The 25,288-nt window shown below is 33.9% G+C and carries 27 protein-coding genes and 3 pseudogenes; 14 read left to right on the top strand and 16 right to left on the bottom strand.

The features are described 5' to 3' along the window. Window positions 1-97: 97 nt before the first annotated feature. Genes A2J09_RS08665 through A2J09_RS08655 form a run of 3 tightly spaced genes read right to left on the bottom strand, consistent with a single transcriptional unit; the run spans window position 98 to window position 3,712 of the window. Window positions 98-1,219 carry a Ger(x)C family spore germination protein gene (locus tag A2J09_RS08665; RefSeq protein WP_012291786.1) on the bottom strand — a complete coding sequence of 374 codons (1,122 nt, stop codon included), beginning with the start codon at window positions 1,217-1,219 and terminating at the stop codon, window positions 98-100. A 29-nt stretch (window positions 1,220-1,248) separates the two neighbouring features. Continuing rightward, entirely contained in the window at window positions 1,249-2,649 is a 1,401-nt protein-coding gene (locus tag A2J09_RS08660; protein ID WP_061504544.1) for a spore germination protein, read from the bottom strand. Then, complete coding sequence (locus A2J09_RS08655; protein ID WP_061504545.1) at window positions 2,636-3,712, bottom strand: GerAB/ArcD/ProY family transporter; 1,077 nt, start codon at window positions 3,710-3,712, stop codon at window positions 2,636-2,638. Before A2J09_RS08655 ends, A2J09_RS08660 begins: the two co-directional genes overlap by 14 nt. Before the next feature lie 1,284 nt (window positions 3,713-4,996). Here A2J09_RS08655 and A2J09_RS23425 point away from each other — a divergent pair. Further along, a pseudogene (locus tag A2J09_RS23425) lies at window positions 4,997-5,137 on the top strand (IS3 family transposase); the annotation flags it as partial. 426 nt (window positions 5,138-5,563) lie between these two features. On the opposite strand, the gene A2J09_RS08650 reads toward A2J09_RS23425, so the two are convergent. From A2J09_RS08650 to A2J09_RS08640, 3 genes are read right to left on the bottom strand one after another with little or no spacing between them, the layout of a single operon-like run. After that, window positions 5,564-6,064, bottom strand: coding sequence for a hypothetical protein (locus tag A2J09_RS08650; RefSeq protein WP_036161884.1), 501 nt, complete (start codon window positions 6,062-6,064; stop codon window positions 5,564-5,566). After that, a complete protein-coding gene (locus tag A2J09_RS08645; protein ID WP_012291782.1) occupies window positions 6,021-8,168 on the bottom strand; it encodes a site-specific integrase in 2,148 nt (715 codons plus the stop codon). Before A2J09_RS08645 ends, A2J09_RS08650 begins: the two co-directional genes overlap by 44 nt. A gap of 8 nt (window positions 8,169-8,176) precedes the next feature. Continuing rightward, the gene (locus tag A2J09_RS08640; protein WP_012291781.1) at window positions 8,177-9,541 is read right to left on the bottom strand and encodes a tyrosine-type recombinase/integrase; all 1,365 of its coding nucleotides are present in this window, start codon (window positions 9,539-9,541) and stop codon (window positions 8,177-8,179) included. A gap of 150 nt (window positions 9,542-9,691) precedes the next feature. On the opposite strand from A2J09_RS08640, the gene A2J09_RS08635 reads away from it, so the two are divergent. Together A2J09_RS08635 and A2J09_RS08630 are read left to right on the top strand one after the other, a co-directional pair. After that, entirely contained in the window at window positions 9,692-9,991 is a 300-nt protein-coding gene (locus A2J09_RS08635) for a YolD-like family protein (protein ID WP_231112959.1), read from the top strand. After that, window positions 9,984-10,325 (top strand): YhjD family protein, encoded by a 342-nt coding sequence (locus tag A2J09_RS08630; protein ID WP_012294775.1) that lies wholly within the window; start codon window positions 9,984-9,986, stop codon window positions 10,323-10,325. Before A2J09_RS08635 ends, A2J09_RS08630 begins: the two co-directional genes overlap by 8 nt. A gap of 367 nt (window positions 10,326-10,692) precedes the next feature. On the opposite strand, the gene A2J09_RS08620 is transcribed toward A2J09_RS08630, so the two are convergent. Beyond that, a complete protein-coding gene (locus A2J09_RS08620) occupies window positions 10,693-11,637 on the bottom strand; it encodes a helix-turn-helix transcriptional regulator (protein WP_012294773.1) in 945 nt (314 codons plus the stop codon). A gap of 154 nt (window positions 11,638-11,791) precedes the next feature. Between A2J09_RS08620 and A2J09_RS08615 the strand changes: the two genes are divergently transcribed. Both A2J09_RS08615 and A2J09_RS08610 read left to right on the top strand, forming a co-directional pair. After that, window positions 11,792-12,127 carry a hypothetical protein gene (locus A2J09_RS08615; protein WP_012294772.1) on the top strand — a complete coding sequence of 112 codons (336 nt, stop codon included), beginning with the start codon at window positions 11,792-11,794 and terminating at the stop codon, window positions 12,125-12,127. Between the two features lie 12 nt (window positions 12,128-12,139). Next, window positions 12,140-13,222: a DNA alkylation repair protein gene (locus tag A2J09_RS08610; protein WP_036161876.1), complete on the top strand. Its 1,083-nt coding sequence runs from the start codon at window positions 12,140-12,142 to the stop codon at window positions 13,220-13,222. A gap of 241 nt (window positions 13,223-13,463) precedes the next feature. Here the strand turns inward: A2J09_RS08610 and A2J09_RS08605 are convergent, their stop codons facing one another. Then, window positions 13,464-13,664, bottom strand: coding sequence for a hypothetical protein (locus tag A2J09_RS08605; RefSeq protein WP_012294770.1), 201 nt, complete (start codon window positions 13,662-13,664; stop codon window positions 13,464-13,466). Window positions 13,665-13,842: 178 nt separating this feature from the next. Between A2J09_RS08605 and A2J09_RS24535 the strand changes: the two genes are divergently transcribed. After that, the gene (locus tag A2J09_RS24535; protein WP_036161873.1) at window positions 13,843-14,211 is read left to right on the top strand and encodes a DUF6713 family protein; all 369 of its coding nucleotides are present in this window, start codon (window positions 13,843-13,845) and stop codon (window positions 14,209-14,211) included. 145 nt (window positions 14,212-14,356) lie between these two features. Here A2J09_RS24535 and A2J09_RS24185 read toward each other — a convergent pair. From A2J09_RS24185 to A2J09_RS08590, 4 genes and pseudogenes are all read right to left on the bottom strand, one after another. Beyond that, window positions 14,357-14,482: pseudogene (locus A2J09_RS24185) on the bottom strand (ATPase); the annotation flags it as partial. A gap of 39 nt (window positions 14,483-14,521) precedes the next feature. Continuing rightward, window positions 14,522-14,734 (bottom strand): RNA polymerase subunit sigma, encoded by a 213-nt coding sequence (locus A2J09_RS08595; protein ID WP_230586074.1) that lies wholly within the window; start codon window positions 14,732-14,734, stop codon window positions 14,522-14,524. Between the two features lie 183 nt (window positions 14,735-14,917). Beyond that, window positions 14,918-15,339: pseudogene (locus A2J09_RS22950) on the bottom strand (hypothetical protein). Between the two features lie 50 nt (window positions 15,340-15,389). Next, window positions 15,390-15,899: a DUF3231 family protein gene (locus tag A2J09_RS08590; protein WP_012294768.1), complete on the bottom strand. Its 510-nt coding sequence runs from the start codon at window positions 15,897-15,899 to the stop codon at window positions 15,390-15,392. Window positions 15,900-16,374: 475 nt separating this feature from the next. Between A2J09_RS08590 and A2J09_RS08585 the strand changes: the two genes are divergently transcribed. The 6 genes from A2J09_RS08585 to A2J09_RS08565 all read left to right on the top strand — a co-directional run bounded on the left by A2J09_RS08585 (window position 16,375) and on the right by A2J09_RS08565 (window position 20,583). Then, window positions 16,375-17,220 (top strand): MBL fold metallo-hydrolase, encoded by an 846-nt coding sequence (locus A2J09_RS08585; protein ID WP_012294767.1) that lies wholly within the window; start codon window positions 16,375-16,377, stop codon window positions 17,218-17,220. 321 nt (window positions 17,221-17,541) lie between these two features. Next, a complete protein-coding gene (locus A2J09_RS08580; RefSeq protein WP_012294766.1) occupies window positions 17,542-18,006 on the top strand; it encodes a sigma-70 family RNA polymerase sigma factor in 465 nt (154 codons plus the stop codon). 2 nt (window positions 18,007-18,008) lie between these two features. Then, window positions 18,009-18,989, top strand: coding sequence for an anti-sigma factor (locus tag A2J09_RS08575; RefSeq protein WP_012294765.1), 981 nt, complete (start codon window positions 18,009-18,011; stop codon window positions 18,987-18,989). Further along, window positions 18,971-19,258, top strand: a complete 288-nt coding sequence (locus A2J09_RS08570; protein WP_036161870.1) for a hypothetical protein — start codon at window positions 18,971-18,973, stop codon at window positions 19,256-19,258. The genes A2J09_RS08575 and A2J09_RS08570 overlap by 19 nt, the downstream gene beginning before the upstream one ends. 204 nt (window positions 19,259-19,462) lie before the next feature. Further along, entirely contained in the window at window positions 19,463-19,621 is a 159-nt protein-coding gene (locus A2J09_RS23955) for a hypothetical protein (RefSeq protein WP_012294763.1), read from the top strand. Between the two features lie 239 nt (window positions 19,622-19,860). Next, window positions 19,861-20,583 carry an SDR family NAD(P)-dependent oxidoreductase gene (locus A2J09_RS08565; protein ID WP_036161867.1) on the top strand — a complete coding sequence of 241 codons (723 nt, stop codon included), beginning with the start codon at window positions 19,861-19,863 and terminating at the stop codon, window positions 20,581-20,583. Window positions 20,584-21,024: 441 nt separating this feature from the next. On the opposite strand, the gene A2J09_RS22945 is transcribed toward A2J09_RS08565, so the two are convergent. Together A2J09_RS22945 and A2J09_RS23950 are read right to left on the bottom strand one after the other, a co-directional pair. After that, the gene (locus A2J09_RS22945) at window positions 21,025-21,132 is read right to left on the bottom strand and encodes a YjcZ family sporulation protein (RefSeq protein ID WP_080695207.1); all 108 of its coding nucleotides are present in this window, start codon (window positions 21,130-21,132) and stop codon (window positions 21,025-21,027) included. A gap of 629 nt (window positions 21,133-21,761) precedes the next feature. Beyond that, window positions 21,762-21,914 carry a hypothetical protein gene (locus tag A2J09_RS23950; RefSeq protein ID WP_012294761.1) on the bottom strand — a complete coding sequence of 51 codons (153 nt, stop codon included), beginning with the start codon at window positions 21,912-21,914 and terminating at the stop codon, window positions 21,762-21,764. Window positions 21,915-22,196: 282 nt separating this feature from the next. Here A2J09_RS23950 and A2J09_RS08560 point away from each other — a divergent pair, with 282 nt between their 5' ends. Then, the gene (locus tag A2J09_RS08560; RefSeq protein WP_036161865.1) at window positions 22,197-23,078 is read left to right on the top strand and encodes a cation diffusion facilitator family transporter; all 882 of its coding nucleotides are present in this window, start codon (window positions 22,197-22,199) and stop codon (window positions 23,076-23,078) included. Window positions 23,079-23,241: 163 nt separating this feature from the next. Continuing rightward, window positions 23,242-24,069 (top strand): DNA alkylation repair protein, encoded by an 828-nt coding sequence (locus A2J09_RS08555; RefSeq protein ID WP_012294759.1) that lies wholly within the window; start codon window positions 23,242-23,244, stop codon window positions 24,067-24,069. Window positions 24,070-24,175: 106 nt separating this feature from the next. Here the strand turns inward: A2J09_RS08555 and A2J09_RS23945 are convergent, their stop codons facing one another. After that, the gene (locus A2J09_RS23945) at window positions 24,176-24,346 is read right to left on the bottom strand and encodes a hypothetical protein (protein ID WP_171821092.1); all 171 of its coding nucleotides are present in this window, start codon (window positions 24,344-24,346) and stop codon (window positions 24,176-24,178) included. 177 nt (window positions 24,347-24,523) lie between these two features. After that, window positions 24,524-25,168 (bottom strand): pentapeptide repeat-containing protein, encoded by a 645-nt coding sequence (locus A2J09_RS08550; protein ID WP_012294757.1) that lies wholly within the window; start codon window positions 25,166-25,168, stop codon window positions 24,524-24,526. Window positions 25,169-25,288: the final 120 nt, after the last annotated feature.

Genomic DNA, 25,288 nt, shown 5'->3' with positions numbered 1-25,288 from the left:
TAGCAAGGTCATTAATGCATTAATCTCATTGCTCACACTAGCTATCGTCTCACTAAAGGGATAACTTCTACGTTTAACAAGATGAAGAGGGACCTTCTTACTTTTTAGCTCCTTCATCCTTGATAAAAACATGAATATTAAATTTTTTTATTGAATGTTCAGTAATGGAATTTAATTTATCTACAGTCCATGATTGGGGCTTGAAGCGATAAGCTTTTTCTGAAAAATTGAAGACATCAGAGTTTATTTCCAACCCTTTACTAAAGGTATTTTGAAACTGTGATAAAATAATATTTTTAATTTCATTTTCAATTGTTTCTTTTCCAATATTTTTTGGATTTTCTCTGATTGAAGCTTTAATGTCTAAATTTATAATATATTTTGGAATTGAATTATCCACAATTTCTATATGATAATCTATAGTTTCAATAAACATTGAAACTGACTTATCCTTTATTAATAATTTCATGTTATTAAAATCCTTATTAAACCAATCCAGCCCTGAAAGTTCTTCTTCTTTTATCCAACCATTGAATTCTTGACGTGAAAGAAAATAAGCACCACTTATTTTTAAAATATTTTTAGATTTATTATCCTCCATCCAATAATCTTCACTAATTTTTATTGTAGGAACCATAATGGATCCAACTGGTTCATAATACCTTTTAATCATGTCTTGAACAGTACTGGTTGAGATGAATGAATTAAAGAATAATTGTTCATTTGGATCATAAGGAAAAGTTAATATTGGCGGTTTGTAAAAGAGACCATGTACATTCAATATCTCTTTAATATCATCTTCTTCATATCCATAAGCTAAAGTATTATAACGTAGATAATAATCCCTACTAAAAAAATCAAAAAATTCATCCAAATGACCATCCAATATATTTTTGGAAATAAAGAAAGTTTGTATATGTCCATAATACAAAGGGTTAACAGAATTCTTTTCTATATCATCGATTGCTCCTTGAATGGTTTCACCTTCTCCATGTCCGACAACTATTGGGGCAGGCTCAGTGCTAGGGTCTGAGCCCGCAACATTCGTAAATCCATAAGCTTGAAAATATAAATGATATACATCATTAGAGTAATCTATACCCAGAGCAGTAATATAAACTTCACTTTGTATTTCCTTCGTGCCTAAACAACCGCCTAGTATAAATAATAAAGGAAAAATGAAAGTTATTTTAAATGTGCAATTATAGTAATGGGACATTTATAATCTCCCTTCTGCTGAAAAAACAGTCAGTCTTTTATTTTAATTCTAAAGGGCATTTTAAAAAAACCTTTAATAAAATTGGGTATACTTACTTTATAAAATGTGGAAAGATAAGGATGCCCAAAACTTTCTAATGATGAGATATATGTTAAGAAAAATAAGAGGCTTAAAATAAAGCCATACATTCCAAAAAAGGAGGCAATTATTAATGTTGCGACTCTTATTAAAAATACATTGCCTAGTACATTTTGATTAATTAATGTATAGCTAGATATAACGGTAAGTGCTCCAATTACTAATGTTGATGGTGATGTAAATCCTGCTCTTATAGCAGCATCTCCAACTATTAAGCCTCCTAAAACTGCAACCGTTTGACCTACAGCTTTAGGTAAACGTATTCCCGCTTCTCGAAAAAGGTCAAAAAAAATGAGCATAATAAGAATTTCGAACGAAGAGGAAACAGGTAGTCCAATTTTAGATGCAGATATTGATACTAGTAAGGGAAAGGGTAGCTGGTTTAGTTGATGGACAGTTAATGCAATCCAAAGTCCAGGTAAAAATATACTTGTTAATAAAGAGGTAATTCTTAAAATTCGTGATAAACTCACAAATAAAAAATTGGTTTGATCATCTTCAGCTGCTTTCAAAATAAGTAATAAATTTACGGGTCCAATTAAACAGCTTGGACTTCCATCTACCAGTATGACAAAACGGCCTTTATTGAGGGAACTTACTACAAAATCTGGCCTTCCTGAATAATCCAGGAGGGGAAAGAGGGTCAGCTTATCATAAAGTAATTCCTCAATATGATAACTACTTGCAATATTATCTACTTTTATTTTATTTAGTTTGCTTTGTACATTCTTTAACGTATTTTGGTCAATATAGTTTTCAATGTAGAGCAATAAAACTTTGGTTTTACTGATGTCGCCAATTGTAAAATCGTTACTTGATAAATTTTTACTTTTTAATCTCATTCTTATTAAAGAAAAATTGGTATCTATATTTTCAACAAACCCATCTCTCGGTCCTCTTAATGAGACTTCCATATTTGATTCTTCAATGGATCGTTCAGGAAGTTTAGCTAAATTGGTTGAATATAAGCTATTTGATGGAACATGAAAAAAATATAAAAAACCTGAGAAAATTTTGCTATTCATTTCATCTGTCTTTGTTCGGTACTCTTTGATTTCAAATACTTCTAAATAACGGTTTATAATTTCAACATCATGTAAATGTCCGTGTTCAGCAAGGAATCTAATATTTGGTAATAATGAATTCAAAAAAAGTACACTATCAACCAAACTATGGCAATAGACAAATATAACTTCATGCTTTTCATTATTAAACATATAGAATTTACTACTTATCGTTATATCTGATTGGTGGCCTAATTCTTTATAGAGAAAATCCTTATTTTCGGTCAAGATGATGAACTCCCTTTTGCTTTTTTTCTACTACATAGAAAACAATCATAAAAAAGAATAAAAATAAAAAAATAGAAAGGAGATAAGTGCTTTTTATAAATGACAAAAAATCAGAAACAGACCAAGGAATTAATAATCCTATTGTTAAGCATAAATAACCAACAATTAATATGAATTTTCGATTTTTAAAGAAGGACGACACAATATACATAAATAAACATATACGAATAAAAGCCATTGATAATAATTGGAGAACAGATAAAGAATCTAACCTTGTAAAGTACTTACCAAATGATAAAACTCTCCATTGCTCGTTTATAGGAAAGAGCATTTTTTTGGTTAGATAAATGCCGAATTCAGATACAGCCGTCACAATAGCGATTAAAACGAATAAGACAAACAGAATAGAGAATACGAGTATACCTTTCCTTTTCAGTCGCTCTTTTACATAACCATTTAAAACGATTAAAATAAAGCCCATTTCTAAAATACCAATACATATGTATAATATTCCCCAATAAATGGACGGAGTATTACTTGTATTTACTGGTAATAATAGTTCGTATTCATTGTTCATTGAGTTTCCTAAATTGAGAAGAACAAACAAAAAAATGTATAGTGAACAAATAATCAAGGACTGGATAGCTATGGTCTTAAGCCCTTTTAGGGAACCATAAAAGCATAATAATATAAATAAAATGACTGTAATAAAATAGGGATAATCAGAGTTAAAACTTTCTTCTGCCCAAATAATCGTAAATTTGAGTGAGACAAACGTTGATGACATTAAATAAACGATATATATATAAATGATGAATACGTACAGTGTTTTATTATTTTGGACAGTTTTTAATTCAAGGATTGAACTATTATTTAATGAAGAAGTTATTCTAGAAATAAATAATGCTAAAAGGAATATGGGGATTAAACTGAGCAAGGCACTTATCCAAGCTTCACGTTCCACCACTGTAAAAATTGAGGGAATTAAAACAAAGTGTGCTAAAAAACTAACTGATAAGAATAACAAACAATATACATGGATTGGCTGTAAAACTTTTTTCATTTTATACCTCCCTAACAAGAATACCCACTAAGGCTTTGATATATACACTTAATCGGGTGAATGGTCTGAAAGCATTCTTGAATGATGGATAGATAATAATTATGGAAATGCCTCCGTCACAACGAAGAATGTGCAAATACAAACGCCATCTGCTTGAGCTACACATGGAAATTAAAATAGACGTATTTAAAAATCGATGATATATGGGTAATCAATACGATAATTTTAATAATTGGGGTTTGCGATTTAACATACATTCAATATGGTTAATAATAGAAATAATTATAAGAACTCGTTGACTCAAGTAGCATGAGTTCTTAATACCATTACTACGTTGGTAGGGTGTCTCCCTTCATTTTGGATTAGAGATTAGCTAATCTTGAATATAGCTGGTGGGAGGGTTGGCTACTACATTACTAAGTAAAAAAGATGAGGGAACATATTCACTTCAAGTTGGAGAAATTTAAGTGAATATAAAAGAAAGTAAGCTGCTTATCAAGCGCAAAGATCTGACATTTTTGCTAGGCTGGAAAATACTATGCCAATACAATACTTAAAAAACTATGTTTCTATATATGAGATATACAAGCTTCCAATAATCGATTAATACCCCAATCCATCTCAGAAGATGCGTATAGAAAACTTATTAAAATAGTACAAAAAATAAACTTAGCTATAATTGGAAGTTATTGGTAGGACACTTGACTATGTCAACACCGTGTTTAGCTAGTGCAATTAAATTAATCCTTCTCTAATACCTTGTTGTGTGCTAGCAGATGAAAATTTGTTTTAAATAATGCAAAAAAAGTCGATTATTAGCATTATTCTGGGTGTTACATATGTTCAACTTCTTTGAATAGTGTAGAAGATACATATTATAAAAATTTCATTGCAAGTACAAAAATTGGATTAAAGAATACCCTGTATTACCCAAATTTATAATGTTCGATTAGTTATTGTAAATAAGTATAAAGCGCTGCATTCGTGGGAGATCTACAAATGTGGTAATAGCAAAATACACAAGTAACGAACTACAGTTATTTAAAAAAAAGTAGTATTTATTATTTAGTAATACGAAATCCTGAATCTAAAGTAGATATCTGAGCTATACAACCATATAATCACAAAGAACATGAAATTGCTAAATCGATTGGGACAAATCATAAGGAAATTCTTATTTTGGCTATAACAATCGTATACAAACTATACAGCACAGTTTAAACTAGACGTACTAAACTACATGATTGAACACAGTGCGTCCTTCATAGAAAACAGCGGCCATCTTATTTAAAGGAGTTCGAAAGTGTTGAGCATTTTAAATCGGAACTCGAAAACTATATAACGTATTAGAACACGAAACGAATTAAGGCAAAATTAAAACTGAGTCCGGTACAATACCAAACTCAGTTTACCCATGCTGCATAAATGAAATAACCGTGTCTAACTTATAGGGGTCATTTCATAATTTACTATAGGGATATACCCCTTATTTAACCTTACTGTCCTTCATGGGGATGATCAACGAGCTCCAACGCCAATAGTCAACAACATCGACGATATAGCTCGGTCTACTCGAAAGGCAGATGTTAACGAAGATATAGTCATTTCAACAGTTGTGAGGTAATTTTACTCAAACTTTATTTTAAAGCAACAACAAATCAAACAGTTGTGGTGTAGAACATTCAAGAAAACGTCCTTTAATGAGAACGCGACTTCAAGATAATGATAAAAGACATTACCAACAATTTTTTCTATTTCCCCGAACATTTTAGTTGGTAATTTTACTATATAATACAAATTTTGTGGTGTTATGTCGTATGTGATGCTACCTAAAAAATAATGGAAATTATATCAAAATTCAATAGGGTAATCTATAAATTGTTTATACAGCCACTTTTGGTTGTTTTCGACAATATATTCCTCTGCGCCAATTAAACGGCTAATAAGATCTTCTTTAGTCAAATTTTTATATCGATTCTGTAAAGCAACTAAATTACGATTAGGTTTAATATTTTCGAAATTCTCAGTAGAGATCGGTTTTTTATTTTTCCTTTGTTGTTTAGATCTATTCATTACTTTTTGGTAGGTTTTACTGTGCTTTGAATAGTAGTCATGAGCCTCAGTGTTTACTCGAATAGTATTGGGATGTATGCCTTTATTTTCAGGATCTATTTGTTTGCTAATCTGTGCAATATTTGATATAGTAACCTCCTTGTCTTTACTTACAAGGAGGTCAACACTATTTTTGACTAATTCAATCGTTCTATTTCTCTTGTAAGTATAATGTTTTTCTAACCATGGTCGTTCTTTATTTAATTGGTTTGATTCTGACTTCTGGTTTATAGTTTTCATCCTTTTTATATGCCTCCATTAATTCAATCTCATGTAGTTCTTTATCGCAATCCCGTATAACTTGATTCATTCTGTTGACTTCAGGTAATAAGCCCATTGATCTCCAATCATTTCCGCTTTTTTGTGCCCACTCTTTCATTTTTAAGAGTTCATTTTTTTTATCAGATTCAGGTACTTTTGCTGCACAACCAACGCATTGAAACTTTGAAGGACAAAATGAATGACTTGTACATATCCCACCAATAACTTTGTTAAGTGTACCAACCTTATTTTTTGCTTCTTCATACATTAATTTAAGTTCTTCAGGGCTGCGTTTAACGGCTTCAGTAATATTAATATGAGTTGCTGTGTACTTTAGCCAAGCATCTGCTCTCTGAGCAACTTGAGAAGGAGTAGGGGCAGAATAATAATCAGTTACTTCAATGTTTTTTTGATGTAACCAAGAGCCCACAATATCTAAGGGGATTTTTTCCACTTGAACAGCATGAGTAGCAAAAGCATGACGTAATAGATGAGCTTTTAAAACTACATTGTCACCTTCAGGTGTTTTAAAAACCATTCCATGTAAAAGAAATCTCATACAAGCTGTTACTGAATCATCAGTAAAATGTTTATAATTATATTGAAAGAAGTAAGGTTTCTCTTCAGGAAATAGATGGCGGCGAGTTGCCCTATACTTTACTTTCGGAATGTGGTTATTGTTATAATGTTCTTTTAAAAATCCAAATACCTTAAAAAGGTTATTCAAGGTTTCCTTACCTATAAAATAATCCTCTGGTTGATCTCTGCCTTTTGGGATTAGACGTAAAATATACCTTTTTTCTAATTTGTTTGGATTATCAGGCTGATTTAAAACAATAATACAATCCTTTGTATAACTTATTTGGAGAACTTCATTTATTCTCATACCTGTAGTAGTGATAAGATCTACAAGTGCTAAACCAAAAGTAGCAGCTGCGTATAAGGTCTCAATTTTCAAAAGTACACAATCTGTGTGATTTTGAGCATGACAGATATAATCGCCTTGCGCTAATAGTCCCTTTACCGAAGTCCTAAAAGGCATGGGAATAGAATCAGTATCTGAATCACCATACCCCCAGGACAATAAAAATTTTTTCTTTCTCTCTTTTTGTTCTTTAGAGCCCGTTGCGGGTAATTGATTCAGGACAGATTCTGAAATTAAATCTTCAAACCATAACCCCTCAATACACTTGTTCCCATCTAGAGATTCTACGTTAACAAACTCGAGGAAAAACTCGTTATTTTCATTAGAATAAGTTTTTCTTCGATTTTTAGCTAAATCAATAGAATATCTACTATAACAATCTTTATGGGCGATAGTAAAAGATGGGCGATCCCATATTCTAAAAAATAACCTTTCTCTTGTCTGTTCTTCATCATAGTCAAATTCTAGGGGAAGGGATGTAGTAGGGGTTACCTTTGCAGTTAATTCTTTAAACTTAGTAAATAGTCGATGTATTTTGTTCCATCTAAAATGTGCTTCCCCTCGAATTACAGGATAATGCGGTATAATAGCATCGGTTTCATTTTTTCTATGTGATTGGGAAAGTTGTAATACCTTTTTTTGATTAGAAATGGTATGTGTAATATTACATCTATTAAGTAAAAATGGTTTGAATATTTCTTGTGTACATAAGTCGAATTTACTGTTTAACCAATTCAAGACAGAAGAAATAGACGAATTATATGACTTTAATAAGTCAAACCTTTGGTTTTCTGTATGTTCAGGTAATATTTTTTTATTTAAATACTCATATAAGTGAATATCTGGATTCCAATGATTAATGGTTTGAATACTTAACTCTTTAAATAAACTTTGAAATCTTACATTTAAAACACCTAGAATTCCTCTCACAGTATTTACGCTATTACGGGAGTAACCACTACGGGCGAGCATGATTAATGCTAAATGATTAGTCCAAACATAGCCTATACAATATTTTTCGAAATAATCAATGATATCTTCATGTACGAATCCCCAGTCGATATCATTCGTTAAATTTAGTATATCTTCGTGAATTTTACCATGAAATTTTTTGTGCCAATATTTTTTTTCTGAATTAGATTGTTCTAGAATGTTCATACATTTAGCTACTCCAGTCCTAATAAAAAATTTTCTAACGGGTCTTTGATAGGGGGTTCTTTTATTGAATTTAATTTTGAAGAAGTTAGATTTTCTTTGTGTACAATTTTTTTATTTCTGAGATAGTTTTCAGTCTCTTTTTCCATTTTCACAAAGAATTGTTCTTGTGTTTCGAGATGTTTTTTTAAATCAAAATAGTGTTCATAAACTGTAATAGTTTCTTTACTTTTCCAATTCATATAACTGATAAGCTCCCGAATATGAAGTTGAATATCTGCTTCATTTTTTGAAGTTTCATATATAAAACGAAGTGTTTGTGTAACATACCAATGCCGGGTTTTATGTGGATTGACTTTTAATTTAGCTGAAATACAAGCTTTACACCAATTTGGGTACCAAGCTTGATAAGTGTAAGGAGTACCGCGTTCTGTTAAAAATAGAGGGGCTTCGTCAGGTAATTCAGTAAACCCTAATTTATTTTTGTCATATACTTTTCTTTCACCTTCAATATAACGCCTGAGAAGGATTGCTGTATCGTCAGTGAAATACAGGAACTTTACCCTTTTTTTATAACTCCCTTTACTAAAAGTGTTCATTTCGCGTACTGATGGTCTTCTACGATAATCACCAATCGTGACTTCAATAACTTCTGAAGCTCTTGCTCCGGTTTCGAATAGTAAGCGTGCAATAACTTGGTCTCTTAATTTCCAATGAATTTTTTCTCCACCACTAAGTATTTGAGAGGGTAATGAATTATCATCGATGATATTAGGAATCCATGTATCACCCACAATCTTGTAATAAGAATTAGTTACTCTCCTATAGTTTTTAGGTTCTTCAGTACCTGCAATATCTGGCATTCGTGTACGGTTATTAATTTGTAATTCAATTGCTGATTCCATTTCATTGAGTAACTTATAAGAAAAATCAATAAATGGATTTTGAAAATGGTATAACTTTTTCTGAATCATAGAATTATAAAATGATTTTAATGCTGATAAAAAATGGCGTACAGTACTTGGACTTTTATGAGTTAAATGAACAAAATTGAATGTTCCATTGTAATGTTCTTGAACTTTACAATTCATATTGTCAATAAGATATGTTCTTACTACTGCCCTTATTGAATCAGGAACATCTGTCCAAATTACTTTTCTTCCTTGATAGTAACCATATTGTTGAATCCAATTAAAGAAAGGCAATAATGATTGAAGATAGGAAATGGCAGTTTTATTACTTAATCTACCTAATTCATATTGGTAAAACTCAGTTAATGGTCTAAATGGTTTGTTGTTGATATCAAATACTATCAGGGGAGGGGAGTCCTTCCCAAGAGCTTCAGGACGAAGCTTATAGTGATATTTACCGCCCATGAAATGATTATGCTCCCTTCAAAATTATTAATAGATATTGTATAAATTATATAATAGTAATAAATTGTTACACAAAATAAATAAACCATTAATAAATCAATAAATACTGTTACTTAATCTTATTTAATCTTACATATATGGGCGTCTATGATGATGCCAGAGCATTTGGACCTACTAAGGGAATGTAAAGAAGTCTATACAACGCAACCGAGAGAGCTGACAGAATGGGAACTGGAAGAGTTACAGCAAACCATTGATACAGCCTATCAGCAGCAGCAAGACGTTCAATTAAATGTTTGGAGCGATGGAAAAGTAATGCATTGGACGGGAATCATTCATACCATCAATCTATCGACAAACGAACTGTTACTTGAAACACTACTGACAATAAAACGTGTTCCTATCCATCTTATTCAATCAGCTCAACTAGAAGCTGATTATTATGATTAAAGCTGAACAACGCCAGCTAGTACACCAGTATTTATTATTGGAATTAGCTGTAAAGTCAGTACAGCATGATTATCGATTTGCTGAACAATTTAAAATGAAAATCGTGTTTGTACCCTTAATGGATGCATTATTAAAAGATTTGCGCCAAGACTATTTTAATCTCAAAAGACAGCTTAGCCAGCAACATATACGAGTGGTAGGCTGGCATCGTGTAGATGAATATTTTAGCGATGTACAAATTGCAACGGCAGGTAATGATGTAGTCCTCCGCTATGCTAATCAGGCATTGAAAACACAGGTGGAAAAGCTCGTCATCCGTTATCTCGATAAATGATTGGTTTTTGAAATGAGCCCTAGGTTACCATATATCAAAAGGGATATTTTGGGGGATGATTCTATTTATACAGCTACTAATAAGGATTATTATGCTGTGAATAGTCTTGTGAGTGAGGGGCACGAGGAACATGTTAAGGAAGAGCTAGCTGTTTTTAAAAGTATTGAATCGGTTATGCCTAAATCTTATTTTCAAGATTTGCCTGACAATCAAAACAGTCATATTTTTATCGCTAAGAACAAATGTTTGGGAGTTCAATACCAATGCAATTGCATTTTATAAACATATAGGAATGAGGGGACATGAATATTTGAAGCTGTGGCAAACAAAGATAAACCAGGTGCTCTGAGAACCTGGTTTTTATTCTTCATTCATTGTATTGCTTCATAAGTTCCTGTAATTTGCTTTTAATTTGTTCTCGTACTATTGGAGGATGTTTTACATTAGCCTCCATGCCTAAGCCTAGAAAAAAATGGACTAACCACGGTGTAAAGGAAGAGTTCACTGTTGCGAGTATCTTCCCATGTCCGTTCTCACGAAGCTCTATCCATTGGGATAACCATAGTTCTGATTGACAACGTCTTACTCCTTCTGAGGTTAAATCTACCTCAAGATTGAACATATTTTCTTCGTGCGCTGGTATAATCCACGACTTGATGTGCTCATTCGTCATATCTAATTTCAAACTTTGATCTTCAGCAAAAGAAAAATCTTTCACCCGATCTATTCGAAATACTCGGTAATCCTCTGCTAGGAAACAATAAGCCTGACAGTACCATAACCCGTTCATCGTATAGATTCCAAGAGGTTGAATCGTTCTATTTTTAGTAGTAGCGGATTCATACAAGATTGTGACGACCTGTTGTTGAAGTGCAGCATCCAATAATTCCTTTAAAAAGGGCACCTCTAATTCATGAGGAGGTACCCAGAAAAGAAGACGTTGCTGCATACTTTCAATCTTTTGCTTTAGCTCACTTGATAAATAGTAGAAAAACTTATCTAATGCAGTATTTACTTCATTTTTGAAGGGGAGAGCTTTGTAATTATGTAATGATTGGCAAGCAAAGAACAAAGCAATTGCCTCGTGTTCGGTAAAGCTGATAGGTGGTAGCACTTTTTCACGCAAAACACGATAACCACCATTAGGCCCAGCTTCGGAATAAAGCGGGACACCTAGTTCACTCAGTTCCATTAAATCACGAATCATTGTTCGGCGTGAAACACCACATTCTTCAGCCATCTCCTGAATAGTAAACTTTTTACGTTCATTGACCTTCATCATGAGCTGAATAAGTCTTTGAGCCTTGTGCATGGAAAGCTCCTCCTCCTAAAAAACTAAATTAATAGTGACAATAGTTGTCACCATTATCCCGTATAGTAAAACTCGAAGTCAATGTTTATAAAGCTTTGACATCATGACAGGATACACATGGACCTCATCATCAAAAGCCGAAAGGAGATAAAAAATGGAACTAGAAAAACAAAACTATGTAATGGAAGTTGTTTTATTTGAACTGAAGGAGGGGATTGACAAGCATCGTTTTTGTCAGGCGGCTGCGGCACTTACGGAGTTACTAAAGCTTGAAATATCAGGATTTAAGGGCCGCACTTTGCTACATACATTCAATGAAAATCAATGGACGGACATCATATATTGGGGTGATATGGATAGTGCTCGAAGTGCTATGGAGAAGCTGAAGTCTATGTCAGCATTTCAAATTTTTGTCTCTATGATTGATTCACGGGAGATTACACAAAGACTTCTAGTTCCGGCTAATTTAAACGAATTGAACTATAACTAAAGGGGAATGGACATGGCTGACACATTTGAGGGTAAATATACAACCGATTTCTTTCATCAATTCATAAATATATTACAGGGTGAATACCCTGCCTTTGATTCACATAAGTTCATGAATTTAATTTATGACGACGAATGGGAAACGAAAAAATTCAAACAACGTATTAGGCATATTAGTACTTCTTTACGGACAACTTTACCGACATCCTATCGTGAGGCATTATCTATATTGATACAAATGGCACCTAAATGTAAGGGAGTGGAATATTTATTTTTGCCTGATTTTGTCGAAGTAAATGGACTAGATGATTGGCAAGCCTCCATTCATGGATTAGAGGTGTTTACGGAATTTTCTAGCTCAGAGTTTGCTGTTCGGCCTTTTATTGTAAAAGACCCACAAAAGATGATAGATCAAATGTTAGAGTGGGCGAGTCATCCAAATCCTCATATCAGGCGATTAGCTAGTGAGGGGTGTCGCCCTAGGCTACCTTGGGCATCTGCATTGGAAGTTTACAAATTGGATCCGTCACCAATCTTACCGATATTGAACCTGCTCAAACAGGATCCATCTGTCTATGTACAGAAAAGTGTCGCTAATAATTTGAATGAAATTTCCAAGGATCATCCCGAACTAGTGAAACGGCTTGCGCGTGAGTGGCACGGAGAAAGTTCAATCACCGATTGGATTATTAAGCATGGATGTCGTGGTTTATTGCGAAAAGGAGATGCTGAGGTACTTTTCTTGTTCGGCTTTGACAGCTTTCCAGACGTAACCGTCCATGAGTTAACGCTAGGAAAAGAAAGGTTGTCGATTGGACAAACCCTTGATTTTGCATTTACTGTTCAGACAAATTCTACTACACCACAGAAGCTCCGAATCGAATATGGGATAGATTTTGTCAAAGCGAATGGAGCGACTTCAAGAAAACTATTTAAAATAACGGAACGTATCTTCGAAAAAGAGGGTCACCAATATACACGGCGTCACCATTTTAAAGACTTGACAACCCGCAAGCATTACCCAGGCCAACATAAGCTAGCCGTAATTATAAATGGAAAAGAGCTCGCTACAACCGAATTTTGCGTGGAACACTAAAGTAACCATACTGAAAAATGGGGAACAGAAGATGAACAATGTAACAATAAGTGGCTTAGGATCAAGGGGCAACATTAGCCAGTGTGCTACTTAAAAGGGCTATCAAGTGACTAGATGGAATCGATCAATAGCAAAAGCAGAATCTAAGTAGACCACGTGATAGGTGGCTTATTTCATAGAAGAAAACTATAAAACGCTTAGGGGTCACTGAAACGGAGGGAGTGACCCATTTAACTAGAGGTTATTTAAAATATTGTGGTTTTTCCACTTTAATAGAGGCTACTTCTCCGCAGTCTTTACAAAAGGTAACAATAAACGGGGACCCAACTGAAAAGACAGAATCAATAGGTCTAATATTTCCTTGATTAAAATCGCCACCAACTTGTCCAATCGTAAAAGAATCATGACCACAGGACTTGCAAACCACCTTTTTATCTTCCACGCTATCACCTCTTTATGTAATATATGTAAATTGTATCATAAAAAGGAGAATGTGGCATGCAAGCTTATATTCCAACATTATTCGCGACTTGATATCGACATATTTCGGAGGATTTACTCGGAATTTGAAAAATAATTTTGTAGTAATATAGGGTATATAAAGATGGAGGAGGTTTTATATGCCTGATTTATTGCTAATCCTTTTTTTATTAAACCTTTCTATATTTCTTTTGCATGAAATGGATGCGATAAGGCGCTCAGAGTGGCGATTATTTATTGTATTAAAAGATATGAAAGATTCAAAGGCTTATCAAGTATTCATAGTTATACATCTTTTTCTTTATGTCATTATTCTTTCCCTACTATTCAGTCCATATCAAACAATAACTTTTTGGGTTCTTGATATATTCTTTATCATACATACAATCCTACACTTATTATTTGAAAGACATCCTCGAAACGAATTTAAAAATACGTTTTCAAGAGCTATCATTTATCCCATGGGATTTCTTGCGACAATCCACTTATTCTTTTTAATAAATATTTAGATATAATCGTATAAGGTACTATGGATTACCTTTTTTACCCATGAGGATACATGGAGCAAGTAGAATATGCTGAAGCTAGCTGGTACAAAGCTAATAATGGAAAGCCCTATACGGAAGTATAAGGCTTTTCGGCATGAACTAACATTTAGAAAATCTGTGTTAATTCCGAATTTACAAACCGTTCGGCAGTAATGATAGTTCCTGAAGCTATGCGTCCATAAACGCTATATATTCCGCCATTTTAATTAGGAACAATTTCAACTTCATACTGAAGCTAGCTTCCAACGCCTGAAGCTACAAGTTTATTCAATCAGCTTCTATTTTTAGCTTTTTCCGTTTCTACTTTTTTACTTCTAAGTAGCAATGCCATGAATATAAAACTTGCTACCCAAAAGGAAAAGAATAAATTTTCGAACAATGCCCAATTATCGTTTTTGAAATAATCCCAAATCATTGTAATTAAAAACAGGGTTACAAGGAAAGCAAAATACAGTAATTTTCCTAATGTGGTCAACTGAAACACCTCTTATGTAAGTTATAATGGTGTAACTCATCACTTATAAGGAGGCTGTGACGGTCAACTAGCGCCACAGCCATAATCAGTGCGTGCGATACACTTCATTATAGTGTGTGTCATTTATGGTTACTTATACATAAAGAAACAGCTGTAACGTCGTCGCACGCTACAGCTTAGATTGTGTATAAATTAATGATGCGTATCTTTAAGGCCAGAACTATGTGCATTTGGCATAACTGGTACTGGGAATCCTGCAGTGTTGAGTCTAACACAAAGTTAAATGGAGCATTAGGATAGCCCATTTCAACAAACTTTCTACACTTAGGATATTGGCATACACCCAAGAGAGCATCGACAGCTAAAGATGATTGTGCACCCAATATCATGGTATGGGTATACATGTCTAACCGCTTCTCTGAAGGAGCTTGGTCCATACCTTTGTTCTACATGGAAAACGCCACGAAGTAAATCACCATATTGTGTTTCTTTGCCCCTGAAATTAGAGCTGTGAATTGCATCATGATTCTCATTTTACCTTAACGACCATCTAATATTTCTTGCAATACACGTGCTGCTTGTTGATCCGGTTTATCAGGTTTAATGAGGTTCATTAATTCTTCTTTGTAAATAATTTACATGCCTCGATTGGGGGAAATAAGGTTTATTTTTCAGGATAATTCACATGTAATGGTGGTGGTACAAGCCAACCTTTATTTTTGTTAAGACGCAGTAGTTTAGCACCGATAAGAGCTTTTGCAGTATGGAACTGGCCATACATTAAAGCAATATCCTCTCGAGTGGAAGTGCCCATTGCCTGACTACATGCAACTAATCCAGCAGCTAGGTCTACTGACAGTGCAGCACTAATTTCTGGATCATTAAATTTAGCACCAGCAGGGATATCTTCCATTCTTGCTACAGGTCGTTCAGGTGAAGCAGGTGGTAAAGCAACACCATTCGTTTTTAGAATTTTTTCTAATTGCTTTACTTCATCCCTACATGTTTCGATGATATCTTCAATAATTTTTTTAAGATCTTCATCCCCAGCGTGATTATAAAACGTTTGATAGCCTGAAATCATACCATAATCAGCAATTAAATTTGACCAAACACTAAAAACTTCACCGTAATGCAATGGTTCATCTTTTGGATTTCCACCAAGAATACCCATACTTTCACTTCCTTTTCTGGTTTTCACCTTTATTTAACCAAAGGTAGTATGAGTGAAAAAAGAAATGAAATACCCTTTTAAAAAAATTATTTGAGGTATTAATAGTTGTTAGAACATTTATTGTATTAACGGCTAGCACAGAAAGAAGCCACAGCGATCGAATCACTGCAGCTCTTTAAGTAGTGAGACACTACGCAGGTTTTATATTGGCTGTTTATTGTCAAATTATACGTTATATTTTTATCGGGAAAAATAAAGTTAAAAGTATAGAACATCACTAGAAGGATAAGTTAAAACTTATTGAAGTGAATAAATTGACAAAAGAAAAGGAAAAGAATGAATTAGAGCAAGGAGAAATTGGATAGGAATTGAATCCTAAAAAACTCGAAATAAAAAAGAAAAAGAGCAAAAGAAATAAGAGATAATGCCACAAACCTAGGTTTGTGGCATTATCTCTAAAGAAAGAGGAGTTAATATGGACAAAGATTTAATGTATGGTGAAGACTATAAATTTATTCCGGCAACTTCTATTGGGAGTGGTGTTGGTATAGAAGTAGTGCCTGATTTATATCAATATACTATTCAAATCGTAAATATTGTGCTTTATGGTGACCCAAATACAAAAGAATTTGTACTCATTGATGCAGGAATGCCCAAAAGTGCAGAGGAGATAATATCGGTAGTTGAGGAACGCTTTGGCTCCAATGCTCAGCCTAAAGCGATTATTCTGACACATGGTCATTTTGATCATGTGGGAGGGATTATCGAACTAATAAAACGATGGAATATCCCTGTCTACGCTCATGCTTTGGAAATACCCTATTTAACTGGAACACAGGACTATCCAGTAGCTGACCCTGCTGTAAGTAGCGGATTGGTGGCAAAAATGTCTCCTATTTTTCCAAACGAAGCCATTAATTTAGGGGAAAACATTCAAGCAATCCCATCAGATGGTAGTGTCCCATTTATGTCAGATTTTCAATGGATTCACACCCCAGGGCATACGTCAGGTCATATATCATTATATCGTGAAAAGGATAAAGTACTTATTGTTGGAGATGCATTTGTGACTGTCAAACAAGAATCTCTTTATAAAGTTATTACACAGACAAAGGAAATTAGTGGTCCCCCTAGATATCTAACAACGAATTGGCAAGCCGCTCGAAAATCTGTTGAAAAATTAGAAGCTTTAAAACCTTCTGTGGCGATTACAGGTCATGGATTACCAATGGAAGGTAAAGAATTGGCAAGGGAACTAAAAAAACTTGTAGATCATTTTGAACAAATTGCTCTCCCAAAACAAGGTAAATATCTTAATTAATATTTTTGAATAACGTAGCATTTTCTTGCACATTTAAATAGGTCAGCATGAATTATGTCTTTTATGAATGCTGAAGAAGTGTATGAGGTACAGTTTTACTATACAGAGAATTGGACTATCAGGAACATGGATTAATGGTGTTTTTAAGTAAACGGACTGATAACTAAAATAGATAAAACGGCAAAATCCATTTATTATGTTTGGATTTTTGCCGTTTTTTATTGTATTACCACTTTTTTGAAGTAAACATTTAAAATAATTTTAAATTATTTGCAACCTTTTGTGACCTTTATACGAGGATAGGTTGAAAGGTGGGAAGAGATGGAACTTGAAACCATATATATTGATATATATCGCTATTTATATTCACTTACGAAAAATCATAGTGCAGCGGAGGATTTGCTTCAGGACACATTTACAAAAGCGCATATTACCCTTCTTGGTCAAGACATTCAAGACATCAAACCTTGGCTTTTTAAAGTAGCTTACTATACATATATCGACAGTACACGAAAAGAGAAGCGGTATGTAACTTCCGACAAAATTGATCAAATGCATTTCAATACACCAGAGCAAATCATCGTTGAACAAGATGCTTATTTAAAATTAATCAACCTACTTGAACAAATTAAACCAATCGAAAAGCAAATTATTTTGTTATGTGATGTACATGACTGTACAAATGAGCAAGCTGCAAACATTTTGCAATTAAACGTGAATACGGTGAAAAGTCATTTAGCGCGAGGTCGCAAAAAAATGCGCGTACTCATTAAAAGGGAGGAATAAAGGTGGATTCTTATCAACAATTATTACAGCAAGCAAAGAATAGTGAGAAAGGAGATGCACCTTCAACAAATGTGATAAAAAAAGCCATTGCGTCATCTAAGTGGAAGCTGATTGTAACAACGCTGACGATTGCCCTTTTAATCGTCCCCACTTGTTATATGCTCACTTTTTTGTACTATGCCTTTGGTACAAAGTCTACAACCTTAATGGATGTGACAAGTCAGACACTTTATGTAACGGAACCGAATACGACATTGGAGGAACTTGAATTTGATATGGAATTTTCGCTCTTTTCGATGGGATTATCATTTGAGCAATACAAGCAGATCGGTGACGAGGTCTATCCCGTGAAGCATTATGATACACGCTTTATGTTAAATAATTTAGTGGGAAAGAAGATTACTTCAAAACTGGAAAAATCGTATCCAAAATATCCAACTGAAACGAATCAATGGCTAGTACATCCTAATAATCGAGGAGAATTTAACACAATTGAGGAGCAAAGGAAATTAAAAGGATTACCTAATGAAACCGTTGTAGAAGCGTATCTTTCTTTCAATGATTTATATACAGTAGATCAAGTTATTCAGCAAATGCCAAATGTAGATGTCACCTGGGCAGCGATTTATACAGGAGTAGAAGACACCATGCTAAGTGCAAATGGGAATGTTGTATCGCCTATTGGCTATCCTGTACAACCAGATCAAACAAATTGGTCCCCATTTAAAGGTGCTACTTCTCATGAACAAACGTTTTTATCCATATTAAATTTTCTAGTTGATTATGAGGAGACGGCTACTGCTGTTTCCGCTCATAAAAATCTGGACCTAAAAGAGAGAATCCATTATTTAAAACAGCATGATATGAAAACATATGGGGTTGTCGTTACAGGACCCAAAGCTGAGGTTGAACAGCTACAAAGTTTAACCATGATTAAGCATATGAAACTAGGGGAGGTTAAATTATGGAATTGGGTACGTTAAAGCAGACTATTTTCAATGTTTTTGGCTGGGCTAGCATTAGCATTGGCCTATGGACGCTTATCATGGTTAATAGTTGGATTATCATTGGCTATGGTGCTCCATTTACTAGTAAGAATTTCATTACCTTGACAATCGTTTTTGGGTTCATTGCGATCCTTTCGAGACCCAGTCGTTCTCTAGGCAAGTGGGGAATCTTTATGGGTGGCTATCTTATTTTGTTTATGACGGTTCTATTCTTTGTTGGCTGGTTAATTACCCCATTTCCTTAAGACAAGCAAGTAGGCCATACCTATGGTTTGTGAGTCTTTTAGAACATACTATGTATAGGTAATAAAGTATAGATACTAGTTTTTTATAAGGCGACAGTTAGGATGTCATGTCAGTCTTTGTAATCAAAAATAGCGAAAATAATTGTCAGAAAATATCAATATATTCTATAATGAGTAAAAAAATAGAGAATAAGAGGTGGACTTATGGGTAAACCAGTAGATTACAATCTATATCCGGATTATCAAAACACACAAGATTCTAGACTAGATGAAAGAAAAGAAGAATATATAGAAGTATTAGAAAAAGCAAAAATAGATGGGTATATACTTGAGTTTGAAAAATCCTCTGAATTACCCCAATAACTATGTTTAAATCTCAATCTAATACAAGGAAGCCAGGCGCTCTGCGGAGTACCTGGTTTTTTACATTTTTAAGCTTTATTTGCCAAGCCATTATAAATAGCGGCTCCTAGACTATGTGCTTGTTCATATTTCATACATATTGTTTTTAATGATGATGACCTAGGTCTAGCTCATAATGGACTTAATGTAAAAGTTACTATAATCTACTAATTAATGCTGATATGGAAAGGGTGGTAAAAATGAGTAAAAATATTATTGTATTTGGAGCAAGTCAGGGGTTAGGCGACGCTTTTGTAAAAGGCTTACCCGTGAAGGGGGATACTGTATGGGTAGTTTCACGTACACGACCTAAAAGCTTAGATATCAATGATGGCGTAAATCGTCAATGGCTTTCTATTGATTTGTCTAGCCAACAACACATACCGTCATTAAAAGAACAATTAAAAGATATTGCTATAGATGTATTAATTTATAATGTTGGGGTTTGGGAAAAACGTGGATTTGAGGATGATTATACATTTGATAGAGATGAAGTCGAGGATATTTCAAATTTAATCAATATCAATCTAACGTCCACTATTACATATATTCAGGCACTTTTACCGAATTTAAGACAAGCGAAAAATGGAAAGGTTATTTTAATTGGTTCAACTGCAGGGTTAGACCATACAAACAATGCACAGGTTTCATTTGTCACATCTAAATTCGGTTTACGAGGCATTACAAATGCTTTACGTGAACATTTAAGAGAAGACAGAATTTCTGTCACTTGCATTAATCCTGGGGAGCTAGCAGCGGAAGTCCCTTATGAGGCAGGCGCTGATAAGGCCATCCAATTATATGAAGGTACACGTATCCCTGTCCAAGATATTGTAGCTATTGTGCAATGTGTGGTTAATTTATCACCCGCTTCATGTGTAAAGGAAATTAATATCCCTGCCATAACAGATTTAAATGCTTAATGGTTCCATATTATTCTAGGGATCTCGTCCTATTAGAGTATAGTGTTAGCAGCTACATGAGCTATAACGGCGGGAATTAAAAAGGGTCACAGAGGATAGTGACCCTTTATAGAATAAGTGATATTAGTAGTTATGAACATTAGAGGCGAACAATATCATCAGAGAAGTGTTGGATGCCTTTAATATTTAGACATGAACTTAAGCTTGCATTAAAACAAATGATGATTTAGAGCCATAACCACCCCTTAATCTAGCAGACCGCATTACTCCCCCTCTCTAATTGTTCATGAATAGAGGTTCACAAGGAAATTTGAAAATATTGTTATGGTTGGGGAAGGTAATAGATTTTTAGTCTAGTGATTTGGGATGGAAAAAATGGCTCTAAAATGGCTATCTATCATTTTAATTTGTTCCTATATAGGACAAACGAGTAATGAGAGATTAATATAAAACTGAAGCGCCGACAATAATTAATAGAATAAATAGAACAACAACTAGAACGAATGTTGAACCGTAACCGCCGCCGTTATTGCCTCCGTAATAACTCATAAAGTATCCCTCCTTTCTCTCTATATGTATAGTATGTATCGTTATAGGAAGTTTAAAGGTATTTATCCAAACCTATAGAGCTCTAATGAAAGAAAAATTATTGCGACAAACTAAATTATAGGAAATGGTTGATTTTGCTATTCAAATAAAAAGTAACCAAATGCTTACTTGAAAGCTTATGTAAAATGCCCGACTTACTTTTGATAGAACGAATATGACATAAAGAATTACAGACACCTCTATCTACTGTAAACCAAAGGTATCGTGAAGAAGAACCCTCTTGGTGGCTTTTGTGATGTTAACATATTCATTTGAAGAACGCCCCCAAATAGAAGAGGGAAAATCAATGATTGTCTCTTGTTTTCGTCCTAACAGGATTTGAGGAGCTATGTTTTTAAAGGTGCCTTGTCCATCTATTTCATTCCCCAAAAAGTTCATCGGGAACGAATAGCGGAGACTTCTGTAGGAACAGCGTGAAAGTCGAGAACCTAGAATGGACCAAGCAGCTCGTCCCCCATGTGTAGTGAAAATTTCCATGCTTGGAATGGTGCTCGAAGCTTAGCATTTCGAATGGAATAATACCTCATTTCGGTTTATTTACATCGCTAATACGTACATCAGAATTCTCCTTAAAAAAATGACAAAATAAGAGGGGAGGCTGAAGCAATAAAAGAGCCTGTAGGTCTGACATTATCATACAGTTGATTATTTTCCGCAGGTAGTTGACCAGTTGCAAAAGAATTTATTTCACGAGCCTTGCCGACTAATTTTTTTGTCCCCATCTAATCACCTCAAGATTACAGTATATGTGAAAATAGCACATGAAAAACGACAGCGTTTAAGCCCACCTAGAAGGCATCAATAGGAAATTCATGAGGGTGAAAATAATATATTGAAATAAATGTTGGAGTGGCCGAAGACTGCTTCTTTAGGAAACGAATTTTTCCTGTAAGCAACTCTTTTATATCCCTTCCACTAATGTACGCTTAGGCAAAAAGGTTGCTGTAGACCCACTCGGGGTGGGGCTGTTATGATAAAACAGAACGTTAGTGGGAGGTAATGAATTGGAAGAAGAAAAATACAATAATCTTAAATTAGGTGAACGTGGTGCCATTATAAGTATTATTGCTTATATAATTTTGTCTGTTGTAAAAGTGGGAATTGGTTACATGAGTGGTTCAGAAGCCTTAAAGGCGGATGGTCTCAATAATACGACTGATATTATTGCCTCGATTGCAGTACTTATAGGCCTTAAGCTTTCACAAAAACCTGCAGATCATGATCATCGATATGGTCATTGGAAAAGTGAAACAATTGCTTCTATGGTAGCTTCCTTTATTATGATGGCAGTAGGTATTCAAGTATTATTTGGTGCATGTACTTCCATTTTTCAAGGTGGAAAAGAATCACCTGACATTTTCGCAGCCTATGTAGGTCTTGGATCGGCATTGGTCATGTATTTTGTATATCGTTATAACAAAAAATTGGCTGAAAAGATAAATAGTAAAGCCGTTATGGCTGCTGCCAAAGACAACTTGTCAGATGCCTGGGTAAGTATTGGGACAGCAGTAGGTATATTTGGATCACAATTACATATGCCATGGTTAGATACAGTAACAGCTATTATTGTAGGTTTTTTAATTTGTAAAACAGCTTGGGATATTTTCAAAGAAGCTTCTCATGAACTTTCTGACGGATTTGATGAAAACATACTTCAAAACTACAAAAATATTATTTTAAAGTTAGACGGAGTTATTGGAATTAAAGAAATTAGAGGTAGAAATTATGGCAACAACGAAGTGATTGATGTTGTCATTCTAGTCGATGCAAATTTAGATATTACAGAGGCTCATGATGTAGCTTGTCATGTTGAAGATAAGATGATTCATGAGCAGGGCGTATATGAAGTTCATGTTCATGTGGAACCCAATGAGGAGAAAATATAAAAAAGATTAGGCACTCAATGAATTTGAGTCCTAATCTTTTTTTATATTTGTCCATATTTAAGCCATTTCTTTCAAGGAAATGTATAAGTTTGTTTAAATTAATTAGAAATTATTAGTATAATAAACTTACTTTGGAAAATAATTATAGTAGGAGGATATCTTCATGCCAATTCATATAGATATAGTAAACAGAAAAGGGGCTAGAAAAGTTAGTGAAATCCCTGAAGACGTATTAACGTTGTTGAACGAAGGAGAAATAGAAAGTGTTAATTTAACTGAATGGTTGGGGGTCAATCATATTTCTTTAGTGAAACATGTCCTACCTAAGATAGGATTATCTCATAAATTAGAAGGTATAGTAGAAGAAATGTTAAAACAGAATGCTGAATCGGGAATGAAGGCTATTCGTTTAACTGGTGAACTATTAAATACAGCAATAAACGAAGAAAACGAACGAACAAAAGAAGATATTATTAAAAAATTTGCAACGCATCCTTCTGATAGTGTTCGCTGTTGGGCAGCATTTATGAATAAAAATGAAAGCTCCTCTTTGGAAGAAAAATTAGCATATATTTATCCATTCGCTGGGGACCGTCATTTTGGGGTTCGAGAAATTTCTTGGATGTCGATTAGAGAGGAAATAGCGCAACAACTTGATGATAGTATAGAATTCTTAACAGAATGGGCAAAAGAAGAGGATGAAAATATACGAAGATTTTCTATTGAAGTCATTCGTCCTCGTGGTGTTTGGGCCAAGCATATCGAAGTTTTAAAACAGAATCCTAGTAAAGCCCTTCCTATTCTAAACCAACTGAAATCTGATCCATCAAAGTATGTACAAGATTCTGTAGGGAATTGGTTAAATGATGCCAGTAAAACCCAACCTAATTTTGTCATAATGCTTTGTGAAAAATGGAGTAAAGAATCTGAAACAAAAGAAACATCAAAAATTATAAAGAAAGCGAAAAGAACAATTATGAAGGGCAATTAATTAAAAAAGATAAAAACGTCAATCTAGCATATGCAAGAGCTAAAGGTTCTTGATATTTAAATGAATTAAAGTAGGTGGGAAGGGAAGGAAAACGAGTGAAGCCTTTTTAAATGCTGTTATTTTGTTTCTTCCCTGTTTCCATTCCTGCCTCGAAAATAAAGACGAGCATAAGAAAGAAGATAACAATTTTTATTGTGAGGGTTTCTGTCCAAAAGCCCAAATAATACATGAACACCATCATAATAGATAAAAGTGTTTTAACAATCTTTAGGGTCATTATGACACCTCCTAATAGTCGGATTACCTTATAACAAAAGGCTGTATAATAGAAACGCTTTTTTTTCATAAAACAAAAAGTAGCCAAAAAGAAATAAACTTCAATGGCTACCTGTAACGTAAATGATTATTTATAATTGGCTGTTTTGAGTAGTGTATTAATCATTGCTTGGTCGTATCATTTAACCGTTAATCCGAGCAGTGAAGCAAACCCGATAGCTTGTTCAGAAGATACTTCACACCCATTCAAACTTTCGAGAGATACTTGAAGTCTTTTAAAGGTACACGTACTAATATCAATCCCCTTTAACGAAGTTTCAGTAAAATCAACCTCATTAATATCACATTCTTGAAATGCCACTTTCTTTAGTAAGGAATCAAAATAATTCGCTCCTTGTAGGTTGGTGTTATGGAATAATACTTGTTTTAAACGAGCCTCAGGAAAATTGCTTAAGGTTGCCATACAATTTTCAAAAGAAACATTTCCAAGATTAGCTTCGGAAAAATTCACACCTAATAATTTACAATTTTTAAAAACCACTCTATGTATAAGGCTTTCCTTTAAGTTTAAGTTAGATAAATCACAGTTTTCGAAAATGACATCCGTTACATCCATTTTTTTAAAAGAAGAATTGATGAATGTGACATTTTTAAAAATAACCTTAGCTACGATTAATCTTTCAACAACCTCCTTATCAATGACTGTATCTGCGATCATGCAATTTGATAAATAAGGTTCCTCCTCGTCATAAATAGCTTGAAAATTAGCTTTTTCTAAATCAGTAGGTATTTTTGGTGATGTAATTTGGAAATTATAGGACATATAAGCACACCCTTCGAATGTAGTTAGCATCTATCTTATAGAATAAGAACTAAAATAAAAAGTCTTTCTTATTAAGTTAAAGTGTGTGCAAATCTAATTTTCTATAATAAAAGTGTTCAT

Origin of the sequence: Lysinibacillus sphaericus (assembly GCF_001629735.1) — a bacterium.
Taxonomy (GTDB): domain Bacteria; phylum Bacillota; class Bacilli; order Bacillales_A; family Planococcaceae; genus Lysinibacillus; species Lysinibacillus pinottii.
The sequence above is the reverse complement of the archived record's forward strand: the minus strand, read 5'-3'. Positions and strand labels throughout refer to the sequence as shown.

Excerpts from the sequence above, each read along its gene's own strand:
- A2J09_RS22945 (WP_080695207.1), bottom strand. The coding sequence starts at position 21,132 with ATGAGTTATTACGGAGGCAATAACGGCGGCGGTTACGGTTCAACATTC.
- A2J09_RS08565 (WP_036161867.1), top strand. The coding sequence starts at position 19,861 with ATGAGTAAAAATATTATTGTATTTGGAGCAAGTCAGGGGTTAGGCGAC.
- A2J09_RS08555 (WP_012294759.1), top strand. The coding sequence starts at position 23,242 with ATGCCAATTCATATAGATATAGTAAACAGAAAAGGGGCTAGAAAAGTT.
- A2J09_RS08640 (WP_012291781.1), bottom strand. The coding sequence starts at position 9,541 with ATGGGCGGTAAATATCACTATAAGCTTCGTCCTGAAGCTCTTGGGAAG.
- A2J09_RS08550 (WP_012294757.1), bottom strand. The coding sequence starts at position 25,168 with ATGTCCTATAATTTCCAAATTACATCACCAAAAATACCTACTGATTTA.
- A2J09_RS08635 (WP_231112959.1), top strand. The coding sequence starts at position 9,692 with ATGATGCCAGAGCATTTGGACCTACTAAGGGAATGTAAAGAAGTCTAT.
- A2J09_RS08620 (WP_012294773.1), bottom strand. The coding sequence starts at position 11,637 with ATGCACAAGGCTCAAAGACTTATTCAGCTCATGATGAAGGTCAATGAA.
- A2J09_RS08655 (WP_061504545.1), bottom strand. The coding sequence starts at position 3,712 with ATGAAAAAAGTTTTACAGCCAATCCATGTATATTGTTTGTTATTCTTA.
- A2J09_RS08580 (WP_012294766.1), top strand. The coding sequence starts at position 17,542 with ATGGAACTTGAAACCATATATATTGATATATATCGCTATTTATATTCA.
- A2J09_RS08630 (WP_012294775.1), top strand. The coding sequence starts at position 9,984 with ATGATTAAAGCTGAACAACGCCAGCTAGTACACCAGTATTTATTATTG.
- A2J09_RS23955 (WP_012294763.1), top strand. The coding sequence starts at position 19,463 with ATGGGTAAACCAGTAGATTACAATCTATATCCGGATTATCAAAACACA.
- A2J09_RS08615 (WP_012294772.1), top strand. The coding sequence starts at position 11,792 with ATGGAACTAGAAAAACAAAACTATGTAATGGAAGTTGTTTTATTTGAA.
- A2J09_RS08570 (WP_036161870.1), top strand. The coding sequence starts at position 18,971 with ATGGAATTGGGTACGTTAAAGCAGACTATTTTCAATGTTTTTGGCTGG.
- A2J09_RS08585 (WP_012294767.1), top strand. The coding sequence starts at position 16,375 with ATGGACAAAGATTTAATGTATGGTGAAGACTATAAATTTATTCCGGCA.
- A2J09_RS08665 (WP_012291786.1), bottom strand. The coding sequence starts at position 1,219 with ATGTCCCATTACTATAATTGCACATTTAAAATAACTTTCATTTTTCCT.
- A2J09_RS08645 (WP_012291782.1), bottom strand. The coding sequence starts at position 8,168 with ATGAACATTCTAGAACAATCTAATTCAGAAAAAAAATATTGGCACAAA.
- A2J09_RS08650 (WP_036161884.1), bottom strand. The coding sequence starts at position 6,064 with ATGAAAACTATAAACCAGAAGTCAGAATCAAACCAATTAAATAAAGAA.
- A2J09_RS23950 (WP_012294761.1), bottom strand. The coding sequence starts at position 21,914 with ATGGGGACAAAAAAATTAGTCGGCAAGGCTCGTGAAATAAATTCTTTT.
- A2J09_RS08610 (WP_036161876.1), top strand. The coding sequence starts at position 12,140 with ATGGCTGACACATTTGAGGGTAAATATACAACCGATTTCTTTCATCAA.
- A2J09_RS08590 (WP_012294768.1), bottom strand. The coding sequence starts at position 15,899 with ATGGGTATTCTTGGTGGAAATCCAAAAGATGAACCATTGCATTACGGT.
- A2J09_RS23945 (WP_171821092.1), bottom strand. The coding sequence starts at position 24,346 with ATGACCCTAAAGATTGTTAAAACACTTTTATCTATTATGATGGTGTTC.
- A2J09_RS24535 (WP_036161873.1), top strand. The coding sequence starts at position 13,843 with ATGCCTGATTTATTGCTAATCCTTTTTTTATTAAACCTTTCTATATTT.